This window comes from Bartonella sp. AA18HLJMS (assembly GCF_042197245.1).
Lineage (GTDB): Bacteria > Pseudomonadota > Alphaproteobacteria > Rhizobiales > Rhizobiaceae > Bartonella.
In genome coordinates this window covers 1-12274 of record NZ_JBHIRP010000013.1, presented here as the reverse complement: position 1 = coordinate 12274, position 12274 = coordinate 1, and the positions used below count along the sequence as shown (strand labels likewise).

Below are 12274 nucleotides of genomic sequence, written 5' to 3'. Positions count from 1 at the left end.
AACATTATGCAAACTAAAGATGCAGCAGAAATATTAAAAAGTCTGGGCTGTGAGCTCTATCGTGATGAAGTAGGCGATACATTTGCCTATTATTATCTTCCGGATCGCATTGTGGATTTGAGCTATGGTGTGAAACATGAAACGGATGGTGAAAAATTTTGGTTATTAGCTAGTCTCACAACTGCTTCTTATAGTCTTGCTTGTGAATATTCTAGGGGGCAAAAGTCACGGTATGGATATATACTCTATCCAGAAATAGGTGATTTCGGGGTTACGGTACCGGATCTTTCAGAAAGTCATATTGAATCTGCTTTAAACAAAGTCATTACTTGGGCGCAAGCACAAGATATTGAAAAAAAATTACATGAAGAAGCTGCTAATCATTCTCTTGTTGCAAAGGCTCTTCTCGGCGAGATAGAAGCTTTAAGGAGTTATGAGTCTACGCCCAAAATAAACGTATCAGAATTTTCTGATTATAAAATAATGACGTGGAATGAACGCTTGCTTCTTTTTGCACAGGTCTATAAAAATGGGGAATTAGACGATATTCTAACGCGCAATAAGCCAAAACAGCGCTCGATAAATCTCATCGCAGCAAGTCGCATCCTCAAAACGCGAGGATGGATTGCTATGGAACCTGAGAGAATGTTTCTCTCTTTGCCAGACCGTTTTATTCAATTTGATTTTGGCTTTATACGTCTTCATGATAATTACAATGTTCGTCTTGAAGCTGAAATATCTAATGAAGAGATTTCTGTAGCTTGCAAATATATTCACTATAGGAGAGAATATAATTGGATACGACCTACGGATATTTATAAGTCTTTTAACACGATTGGAGGAGGTTTTTTTAGTGGTTTTGGCAAGGAAATTGATATTTGTGTAGAGGAATTGAATGAGCAAGAGTTAACAAAAATCTCTGAGCGGATAATACAGTGGGCACGCTCCCAAGATTTACAAGCATCAATAGAAAGCAAAACACGTGTTCAAAAGTATAGCTACAATATAGATATAGTCTGGCATTTGGCTTGTTTAGCGTTGACAGGTCGAATTGATATCCTGAAATCTTATAAAAATTTTTTAGAAGCTGGTACGATTTCTGAACATTTGGATGATGATGAAGTAGAAAAATATGTTAACCATGCCGTTGAATTTGCTGAAGAACATCTGAAAATCCTTAATGAGCGAGAAGCAGCAGAAGCACATCTTGGTCCGAAAGCTTTGATTACTTTCAATAAGGTTGCTGAGCAATTAAAAGAAATGGGTTGGACAGTTTATCGTGATAAAAACTATGATCGTAATACCTATTTTATCAGTAAAGACCGTATCATCAATATAATGTACAGTCTTCAAAGTGCTGAAGAAGAGCCAATTGTTGCATTTAAGGCTTCCCTTTCAACACTTGGCTTTTCCACTGCTCATAGAGAGATTTTCTATAATATGCCTCAATATATAGCCCTCAAAGAAGCAGAAGAAGTTTATACAGTTTCTAGTACTGAATTGGATAGAGGCAAGCTAAAGGAGATTTGTACAGATATACTTGAATGGGCAGATCGGCAAAATGTCAATCAAATCATTTATGATTATGCGGCTTTTTCCCCAGACAGTGAACTTGATCTTGTAGCGCGTCACCTTATTGCGCTTGTTTTGATTGGGGATGTTGAAAAGCTCAAATCTTATAAGGAGAATTTTAGAAAAGGAAATCCTTTAGGTTTTGTGGAAGAAATCTCAAAATATAGAATTGATAATCTCCTCACTCTTGCACGGGGTTATCGAGCAGGTTTTCCGAAAAATGCACCGATTTTGAGCTTGGATCCGCAAACAGCACCTGTTTCTTCTAAAACAACTTCTGTTGAAGTGGCAGAGGAAGTGGATGAAGCAGATGACACTGATGATCGTCTCACCATGGAAAGTGCTCATGCACTTTTGAAAAGCTTAGGTTGGTCAACTGAGAAAATCAATGAGAATGACCATATGGCAAGCTATCAATTGGCTGATCGTGAAGTAGACATTCTTTATAACGACGAAATTGCCAAAGATTACCCACAATTTGATAGCGCCTTTTTGATTAGCACGGGCATTCTTTCCACCGCTTGTAAATTCATTGATCCTACCCACACGGAAGATATTCCAGATATACAGCTTAATTTTGAAGCCAAGGGATTAGAAATCTTTGAACCAGAAGTCACTACGGATCGTTTAACACAGGCGCTTGATGATGCGCTAGAATGGTCAGTCAAAGAGATTGACCTTTCTAAAAGACTTCGCTCTGATTATGGCGCTGCTCCTTGGGAAAAAGGCGCCACGTCTAAAGCAAACGATACGGATTATGCTTTACTTCATCTTGGCGCTCTTGCTTTATTGGGTGATGTTGAGACTTTACAATCTTATCAGAAAAGCTTTACGGCAGGTGATCACCTAGGCTTTGACGAGAGCATCAACAAAACCCACCTTGAACGTGCATTAGCTTTAGCCAAAGAAGTAGCAAAGGTGAAGCAAGTGAGCTACGCTTTGATTGAACGGGTAGCAAAAGATTTTGATGATCACTCAGAGCTTTCTAGCGAGGAATAACCTTGCTCTTGGAAGGAGAGTTTATTTAAGTCTATTTAGAACAAAGAATAAATTGATTATTTTGAAAAAATCGAGGGGATTATGAATCATGAAATGGATAAAGAAAAAAAGTATGGGGGCAGCTGAGCCGGTGAAATTTAAAAGTCAAAAAGTTTATCAGGAAGATGAACTGTTTGAGCCCGAAACAGTTTCTTCTTGGAAAGAAGAAGGACAGATAGTAACGGGTACAAATGTGGAAAGAATGGTATCAGGAAGAGCACCTATTGGAGTCGATTTTAGACCTATTATGTTACATCCTGTGACACAAGAACAAGATAGTCCTCTCGTTGAGGTTCTCTACTCATTTTATCAAGGCAGGAGTTTGGTTGCTCCTATGAATCCAAAGACAAATTTTATCAGAAAAGTTATTTGTTGGATTTCAAAAAAAATTCCTAAGTAGGAAAAAAGAAAGAGTAATTATTGCAAATATTGAAATAATATCCCTAAAAGGCGCTCTCTAAACTTTAATGATCACCTCCTTTAATTCCATCATATATTGTAAATGCGAGATGATTGTACAGAGACAGATGAGAAAAGAGCTCCGTCAAGAACATATCTCTTATGATTTTATCAATCTCATCTCAATTCCATTGGCTATAGTAGAAAAAGATTGATCATTAGGAGCACTCATTATGAGTAAAAACACGCTGTGACTTATGGAGAAAAATTTATGAAAAGTTATACTTTATCAGATGTTGCACAATATGTTGATATGCATAGTCATGTTATTAATTTTGGTACTCAAGATAATGCCCCTGATGATGTACGGATTAAAACAGCTGAGAACACTCTTGGTTTACAATTTACCTCTTCCTATAAGAATTTTTTAAAAAATTATGGAGGAGGAGAAATTGGTGGTGAAGAGATATTCAGTATTTATGAAATCTGCGCAGGTATTCCTGCTGGTGATATTGTTTACCGAAATTTGCTCGATAGAAGAGATGGCTTTACGGACCCCAAACAACTTGTTATCTGCACAACTGATTTTGGTGAAACCTTTTATTTTGATTATACGCAGTTTCGGGATGGTGAATGCCCACTCTATCTCAAGTATACATCTGAAGATTCCGAATATTACGCAAGTAATTTTTATGAATTTCTCTGCAAAAGAATTAAAGAGTATGCAGGGGAAGATTCATGAAAACTTATACCTTAGATGATGTTATACAACTAGTTGATAAATAGAATAATTGCGATTTATTGCTTGTTATGAAAACATCTAAAAAGAGATTGATCATTATAAAGATTAGAAAAATCCCTTTTAATAGACCGTGTCAGTGTTGTCAGTTCTTTTTAGAGCCTATATTATTTTTTTAATAAAAGAAAATTAAAATCAATATATTTCAATAGGTTAATATTTTACAGATCTTAAAAAAACAATCTATATTGATAATACAACCTATAAATTCAACTAATAATATACGTTTTGAGGGGGTTTTGACGGTTTTTACACCTTCAAAACCTATAAGTAATATAAGAAAATGAATATACATAACTCTCTTTAAACAAAGCTTTTGAAAAGCATAAAGCACTCATTTTAGATTACGATATAATCTTTTAAAGGCAATTCAAAAGAAGCCTATTCACTTTAAGATGGGATTTCTTTTTAGAATAACGCATATAAACACTCCTTTTAAGATGGTAGGTAATCAACTTAACAAGAGAGGTATAGATTAATCGCTATGTTCTATACCCCTTATGAGTTTATCATACCCATTATGTGAGCATGCTTTATAAGTTATTCAGTTTCTTTAATTTCTAATTTTGGTAGTTTTTTTACGATTTTCATTGTTTCTAAACTTACCGTAATAACCCTTTGAAACAATTCTAGAGGGTAGGCAGGGTTGCCAACGGTTTCAACAGCATAGCGATTGGCATCATTAACAATGCCACTCTTTTTATCAGTCTTTACACATTGACGCCCCATAACCCATTCAAGAGCGGGTTTACCATTAACGATATACGCATAAGCGTCAAGAGGGATATTTGTTATTGTGATATTGCTATTATAAAAAACAATCGATTTATCTTTCTCTTTACCTGCTTTTGCGAATTTCATTTCAGTCACATAATAAAACTTTTCTGGATTAGAGATATCAGTCTGTTTTGGATTGCCTTTTTTAAAGGTCACGGGATAAGGTTCTACAGTTTCATAGTTTACGTGCAAATGACCCAGTTCACGTCCTGCTGTTACAAACTTCCAAAAATCATCAGCACTCTTTACACACGGGATACGAGGCAATTCTTTAGAGAGGTTATCAGCATAACGAGCACGGTAATCTTCCGAATAGAGTAAACCGTAAACGTAATAGAATAGATCATCCTTAGTAATTTTTTCATTTGGATAAGCCTCTTTAAAATGTGCTAATCCTTCATCCGTAATGGCATCATGCTTCTGTAAACCAGCTGTTGTGCTTTTTTGTGTAAATAAATGGGATTGTTTCTCTTTATTGTTTTTCAAGGATTCAGCATCTTCATAAATATAGCGTGGAAAGCATTGACCTTTATCCACTACATCAAGATTAGGTAAATTTTTAGACATAAGTACAGAAAAACCCGATTGAGTTCTCGTACCTGTAATTTGTATTACCATATTTTCAACCACCTTCCCCATAGGGAATATCCGCGGCATTTGATAGACTCTCTCATTAAAAGTACGGTTGCAGTATAGCCATTGTTTCGTAAAAGGACGATAAAGACTTTGCGTGATGCATCTATTTTCAAATTCAAAGATTTTTCCTCTTACTAACTCTTGTTTAACATTATAGCTCCAACTTATCTTCCTCTCATCTGTATCAACGAAATTATTTACAGCCTTTGTACGTATCTTGCGACTAGCATGCGGATAGATATCATTAAAACGTTCCACTTCACTGTTATAGAAGGCAATCATATTACTCATGTTTTTCTTTAAAGTTTCATGGCTTGAGTTATACGTCCAAGCATCACGATTAGTTACAACCCCAAGAGAAAATGTTTCAAATAGTTTGAAATTACATCCCTTCTTATCGCCTATAGCTAAAAATGTTTTGAAATTGTTATCACGTTGATGAATCCAGTCACCATGTTCATCCGGTGTAATTATTTTCCAACTCGATTTATTTGTGATGCCATCAACACTACCAAATTATTGAAGCATCTCAAGTTTTTTGCGGTGGAAAGATTATCTCCAATATCATGATAGTAAATCTTACAATCTTCAGAAACATTGGGATTTTTGATAAATAGTGTCACAGCAATGCCGGTCATACTTCCATTGCCAAAAACATTTTCTCCTTCTTGAGCGTTATTTTTATTCATCATATTTTTACGTATATCCCCCGTAAATTAAGTACATAAATACTTGTAAATTCTTTTGCTAAAGATTTTCGTAAACTATCCATTGTTGGCTTTTCTACATAACCAGAACCAGAAACAAAGCCGATTACCCCAGCATTATCAATACGGTCACTAGCCCAACGAATGGCACGAATATAACTATCATAAAGTTTGTTCCGATTTATAATTTTTGTTGATTTCAATATATATTTTTCACGGATACATTCATCTAATATGGGGTAAGATGTATTCGGATTATTATCATTAGCACTCTTTTGTCCAAAAGAATAAGGAGGATTACCAAAGATAACTTTGATATCCAGTTTCTTTTGATGTTCTAAATATTCACTGTTTTCTTTAAGTATACCTTTCATTAAATCTTGTTTTTCAATCATCCGAAACGTATCGGTTAAGCCAATATGCTTGAAAGGGATATACTCTCCTTTCTTCAAACTATGATAAGTCGATTCAATATCAATCGCTGCTATGTAATAGGCAAGTAAAACAATCTCATTGGCGTGGATATCATGACGGAACTTATATTCCATATCCTCTGGTTTGATGAGATCTGATTGTAAAAGCCGTGTGATAAAGGTCCCTGTTCCCGTGAAAGGGTCGAGAATAGAAACACCCCGTGACCCCAAGCTTTTTCCAAACTCATTACGCAACACATCATCAACAGAATGAATGATAAAATCAACAACCTCAACGGGCGTATAAACAATCCCAAGCCTATCTGTTGTCTTTTTAAATGCCTTGGCAAAAAAACTTTCATAAAGTTTGATAATAAGATTCTGTTTTGCATGAGTTTCTGTAATACCTGCTGTACAGAATGTGACACTTTTGTAAAATTGATCAAGATCTTTGGTTTTTTCTTCAATGTTCGTTTTATCCAGTTCTCTTAAGATCTTGTCCATTGCTTGCGAAATGGCATTGTTCTGTACAAATTCATTACCGTCAAATAAAGCTTCAAACACGGGACGCGTGACAAGATGTTGCGCTAACATCTCAATCGCTTCCTCTTGCTTGATTTCACTGTTGACGTTGTTCTTTAATTCCTTATGGAATGCATCAAAGGCGTGAAAGGCTTCACTCTTTTCATCGGAAATCATATCTTTAAGATGATTGATATGGTTTTGAGCAATCTCAGCAACATTGTTCGCCCATATGCCCCAATAATCCGTGATTTTAAAACTATCCAGAAAAATGGCTTTGACAAAATCAAAAAATTCAGAACGGCGGAATAGGTCTCCTTGTCCTCCAGATACCGATTGAGATTTGCTTTCTGCTGTTCCAATGACACGTCCAGAACTTTCTGTTTTGGATGGTATCGAGATCTCATCAACCGTTGTGGTAAGCTCTTTTAATTCATTGGCTCGTTTAATCTCTATAATTTCAATCGTATGGCTGCTATCTTGTCCTAAAGACATCTGATTAATTGTCCGAGCAAGCCTTTCGTCATGAGAATGTAAAGCATGCAAAACTTGCCAAACAACACGGTATCTCTTATTGTTTTTTAAAGCCTTTTTGGCTTCTAAGTGTGAAGGAATGATAATGGGTAAAATGATATAGCCCGTTTTTTTATTTGGAGCACGACGCATCATACGCCCTACTGCCTGTATCACATCCACTTGGCTATTGCGCGGGTGTAAAAACATGATGGCATCAAGAGCAGGGACATCAATCCCTTCTGAAAGACACCGAACATTGCTTAAGATCCGACAAACGTTTTGACCCGCATCTTCTTTAAGCCAATCCAATTCCTCATTGCGTTTTTTGACGCTTTGCGTTCCGTCAATATGTCTTACTTCACAGTTTAGAAAGGGAACGGTTTGAAGGAAATCATCAATATGAGATTTGATAATTTTATTAAAGAGCTTTGTTATATATTGAGAGGTATTGATATCTTTGCAAAAAGCTAAAGCACATTGCATGGGCTCTGTATCATCATCATCAACAGCCGCTTGCTTATCTATTTTGGTAAGTGCTCTATAACAGCCAATAATTTTTGCCGCATCATCTAAATCAATTTCACGGTTTTCATTGGCAATAATCTCCTGTATGGCTGGTGTGATATAGGTTTCATTAATACCCAAGACCACAATCTTGTAAGGAGTTAAAAGTTCATTATCGACAGCTTCCGCGAAGGTATAATGATGAAGTTGTTTGCCATAAAGGGTTTCATCGTCCATAGATGCCAAAACAGCATTGATCTCATCCGCCCGCCTTTTAGCAGTGTCACTAAAGATACGCGGCGTTGCTGTCATATACAGACGTTTTTTGCCCCGAATGATGCTGTTATCATGAACCTTGATAAATTCAGATTCATGCTTTTCTGTTCCCAACACAACACCAGTTGTTCTATGGGCTTCATCACAAATGATCAGATCAAATTCAGGTAACCCATGGTCTTTTTGTGCATCCGAAAGCACTTGGATAGAATGGTAAGTTGAAAAGATAACCGTCATTGCATCTGTTAGGTTTTCACGCGCTTCTTTGGCAAGGGCTTGGGCATCCGTGGTAGCAGGGAGCACAAGATCTGATGTTTCCATGCCAACAATATCATCTTGGTTTTTACGACGCTTGCCTACTTTTGTATCCGAACACACAGCAAAAGAACGCAAAGGTACTTGTGCATCGGCTGTCCATTCACGGATCGTTTGTGAGACTAAAGCAAGCGAGGGCACCAGAAACAAAACACGCTTGCCTTTTCCTGCTATGTGTTCTGCTATCTTAAGGCTTGTGAAAGTCTTCCCCGTTCCACATGCCATAATCAGCTTGCCACGATCTGCTTCTTTTAACCCTTCACAGACTTTCTTGATGGCCTCTTCTTGATGGGGACGAGGCTCTTTTGTTGATTTCAGAACAACTTCTTGTTTTGTTGCAAATATTTGCCAATCTATCCGACTGTTTTCCATATGACGAAGGTCAATACGATAAACGGGTATCGCTTGTCCTTTAATCATGGCATTCACATTGTCACTTAATTCCACTTCTGTGCTGTCAACGAGAAGACGATATTTAAAGATGTCTTTTCCAGATGCCGCGATAAAGCTATCAATATCCTTTTTACTGATCTGATGGTCTGCTTGATAAAACTTACACTGAATAGCGACATACCCCTCTTGATGACAAAGCTTAGCCACCAGATCAATGCCGATATCATTTTTATTCCAACCTTCATGCTCTTTAGCCCATTCATAATAGGTTTCTACCTTTTCGTAGCGCCCATAATGGAGAGGGTCATACATAAGATATTTTGTCACAAAATCTTCAAACACTTTCCCTCGTAGAGTATTTGAAGTTGTCTGTTCACGATAGGATTGTAAAAGGGAGCGTAAAGTGAATTGTTAATTATCAGACTTAATAGATTGCAGCATATTGTAATAAAAATCCCTTGCCTTATGAGATGATTAATATTCATCAAAAGAATCAAAACAAATTCAATTAAATGCATTTAAAGCAAATAACGATAAAAAAGGGAAAAAACTGCTAAAAAAAGCCGATATTTTTTTCAAAAGGGGTCTTTAAGGCTGCTTATCAACAGCCCATGACATGGAATAAGATCAGCAAAGTAGTGAAATTTGCTATTCATTTCACGGGTTAATCAAGATAAATGTACTATGGGCTTTAATATATCAGAATAAGTGCTTTGATAGATTTTATGAATCATTTTCCTTATAGGTTTTGAAGGTGTAAAAACCATCAAAACCCCTTCAAAACGTATATTATTAGTTGAATTTATAGGTTGTGTTATCAATATGAGTTGTTTTTTTAAGATCTGTAAAATCTTAACCTATTGAAATATAACGTTTTTACTTTTTATCGTTTTTTTATCTAAAAGGGGCAACCCTCAAAACTCAAAACCCCGTCAAAACCTATAGAGGTTGTGTTTTGGATATCTTTGACACAAGATTTAAAAGGACCTCTGTATGTTTCTTCTTTAAAAAATTATAAAACAAAAACCCTCAAAGATACTTTGTAAACCCTCTGTTGGTACGATAAGATCTTTGAAGGTTTTAAGAATAACAAAAGATTACAATGGCTTCATTGTTTGATGCTGTTGTTTTTAACGAAAGGGTGCCATTCATAACGTATGGTAGGTCGACCGCTTTGAGAGCTATTTTCCACTGATATTTGACGAATACGATTGGAGCGACATAAAAGCTCTAAAGCTTGCTTAACGGTTTGATTATCTTTTAAATGCGTCCAACTTCTTTGATGAATATCACGTAAAGTAAAGACATCGGGTAAATGATCACAGTGCTCGACAATCAATTTTGCCCCCTCTGTTGCTAGGCTATCCGCCGCCGCATAGAGCCTTTTGACATGACTGAACAAATATTTTTCCCATCGCAAGGCTGTTTGAAGGGCACCTTTATTGATTTCAAAACGCCCCCCTTCGGTTAATTCAAAAATCAATGCAAGACTTACTATGGTCTTAGGCATTTTCAAAAGATGCGCTTGTAAGCTTTCTGAGTAACTACCTCCTTTTGCCTCTTTATGAAGATGCTCTAACCATTCATAAAACTTCACTTGTGCTTCAGCAGAAAAACGCATGATCAGCGGCTGTTCGGGAGACCCTAAGCGTTTATCACGAAAAGAACGAAAAACCCCTTCATACTTTTGCCACCCCTCTTGATTGGGCGGTTTATCAACCAATTGCCACTCTTTATTGTCATCGGGCCAGACAATCATTTGAAAGCGTTGCAATAAACCGTCATCGTTTATTCCACGGTGTATGGCTTGAATGAGCGGAATAATGCGTGAAGGTTGAATGCCTCCAATCATGGATAAAGTGACATAAGGGATAAAAATGGTTCCACGCTCGATACGGTCATAAGTAAATTGATCGTCTCCATTAAAAGCTGTTAAATAAAAGGCACGGTCTGTTTGATATTCTCTTCGTTCCAGATTGGCTAAAAAACCAGATAATTCATCACGCACCATTAAGAGACCACGGGGGTTTTCTTTTAAGAGTTCCCCAAGCTTTTCAACAGTCACATCATTGACAATAAAACGAGAGACATCATCATCATGCGCATTGTCTTTAGAGAGCGTTTCATACAAAAGAGCACGAGCGGTTTCACACTCTCCTTTTCTTATCGCTTTATTGGCTTGTCTTTCCTTTTCTCGTTTATCTAAAGTTTCAAGTCTCTCTTCAATTTCTTGTTTCTCTTTATGCTTTAACCAGTCTTTATACCATTCCTTTTGAAGGCAAGTGATAGGAGCTAAAGCGGCTTTCATGGCTGGTGTTTTGTATGTTGACGATTGACCAATAAGAGCGCCCCAGAGATTAGGGACAACAATCCAATCATCATATTGTTTTGGAGCAATACGCACGCCATTGCCAATGACAGCAGCCAAGGCACAGAGAGCAGCAACAGCAATAAAATCCATAGGGGCTTGTTGACGCTCTGAAACGTCATAAATATAGTCCATGAATGGCATTGGGAGCTGTAATGGGTCAAAAGGCTCGACGGGTAAAAGAGCCGCCGTGATAGGCTTTAATTCCCCCCAACCGTTTTGTTGCAATGCTTGTTTATAAGGAATGGCTTCTAAACAAGTCTTATCATTTAAAGAGCCATTATCGTTATCATTGAATGAAACATTTTGATTGTTGGTATCGACAATATTGTTTTTATTCTCTCTCATTTATTTATACCTTTCAGTATCAAAACATCATTGAAATCTAGACCGTAGGGGGCTTGCATGATAAAAACCTCAAAGCCTTGTCTATAGGCACGCGCAGCGAGGTTAAAACCTGCTTTACGACCCGCATCATCGCCGTCCATTGCAATTGTCAGATGTCCTTTTGTATGGGGTAAATTCACACGCATCATGCCACTGGTTGAAAGAGACGCCCATAAATTCACGGGCTCAGATAACAACCCAGACAGTAGAGCCAGACCGGTTTCAATGCCTTCACAAATGACCAGATGTTTTGGATTGGCTTGACTTAAATACACAGCACCTCCAGTGACAGAACCCAACATGGCTTTGGCTGGTTTTTGATCTGTTTTACAGCCATTGTCTTTTAAAAAGGTTCTATGAATAGCAAAGGAACCAGCGCCCTTAACAAGAGCCACCAACGCGGGCAGTGTACCCCCAGAGGGGTGTGGACATTTGTCGTAAAAGCGTAAATCAGGAGGCAAATCACATGTAATACCCCGCATACGTAAATAGGTTTCTGCTAAAGTGTTTTTAATTGGTTGGCTTTGTTGCCAAATTGCTTTTGCTCTCTCTGCTTTCCTTTTTGCTTGTTTGAGATCAGCACAAAACTGTTTGGAGAAAGAGAGCGTCTGATCATAAGCTTTATCAAAAAAGGCTTGTTTTCCAAGCAAGC

Annotated in this window: 5 protein-coding genes and 1 pseudogene; 3 read left to right on the top strand and 3 right to left on the bottom strand. The window is 37.2% G+C overall.

Features of this window, described 5'->3' with window-relative positions:
• Window positions 1–6 precede the first annotated feature (6 nt).
• The 3 genes from ACFINW_RS07405 to ACFINW_RS07395 all read left to right on the top strand — a co-directional run bounded on the left by ACFINW_RS07405 (window position 7) and on the right by ACFINW_RS07395 (window position 3751).
• Window positions 7–2571, top strand: a complete 2565-nt coding sequence (locus tag ACFINW_RS07405; protein WP_375674028.1) for a DUF6990 domain-containing protein — start codon at window positions 7–9, stop codon at window positions 2569–2571.
• Window positions 2572–2659: 88 nt separating this feature from the next.
• Window positions 2660–3010 carry an HNH/ENDO VII family nuclease gene (locus tag ACFINW_RS07400; RefSeq protein ID WP_375674026.1) on the top strand — a complete coding sequence of 117 codons (351 nt, stop codon included), beginning with the start codon at window positions 2660–2662 and terminating at the stop codon, window positions 3008–3010.
• 270 nt (window positions 3011–3280) lie between these two features.
• Window positions 3281–3751, top strand: a complete 471-nt coding sequence (locus ACFINW_RS07395) for an SMI1/KNR4 family protein (protein WP_375621053.1) — start codon at window positions 3281–3283, stop codon at window positions 3749–3751.
• Window positions 3752–4348: 597 nt separating this feature from the next.
• Here the strand turns inward: ACFINW_RS07395 and ACFINW_RS07390 are convergent.
• From ACFINW_RS07390 to ACFINW_RS07380, 3 genes and pseudogenes are all read right to left on the bottom strand, one after another.
• A pseudogene (locus ACFINW_RS07390) lies at window positions 4349–9272 on the bottom strand (DEAD/DEAH box helicase); the annotation flags it as partial.
• Window positions 9273–9975: 703 nt separating this feature from the next.
• On the bottom strand, window positions 9976–11583 hold the full coding sequence (locus ACFINW_RS07385) for a YfjI family protein (RefSeq protein ID WP_375674024.1): 1608 nt from the start codon (window positions 11581–11583) through the stop codon (window positions 9976–9978).
• Window positions 11580–12274 (bottom strand): toprim domain-containing protein (locus ACFINW_RS07380; RefSeq protein ID WP_375674022.1); only part of this gene is annotated, 695 nt, incomplete at its 5' end. The genes ACFINW_RS07380 and ACFINW_RS07385, both read right to left, overlap by 4 nt.

Bases quoted from the DNA above. Each gene is read 5' to 3' on its own strand.
- ACFINW_RS07405 (WP_375674028.1), top strand. From the start codon at position 7: ATGCAAACTAAAGATGCAGCAGAAATATTAAAAAGTCTGGGCTGTGAG.
- ACFINW_RS07400 (WP_375674026.1), top strand. From the start codon at position 2,660: ATGAAATGGATAAAGAAAAAAAGTATGGGGGCAGCTGAGCCGGTGAAA.
- ACFINW_RS07395 (WP_375621053.1), top strand. From the start codon at position 3,281: ATGAAAAGTTATACTTTATCAGATGTTGCACAATATGTTGATATGCAT.
- ACFINW_RS07385 (WP_375674024.1), bottom strand. From the start codon at position 11,583: ATGAGAGAGAATAAAAACAATATTGTCGATACCAACAATCAAAATGTT.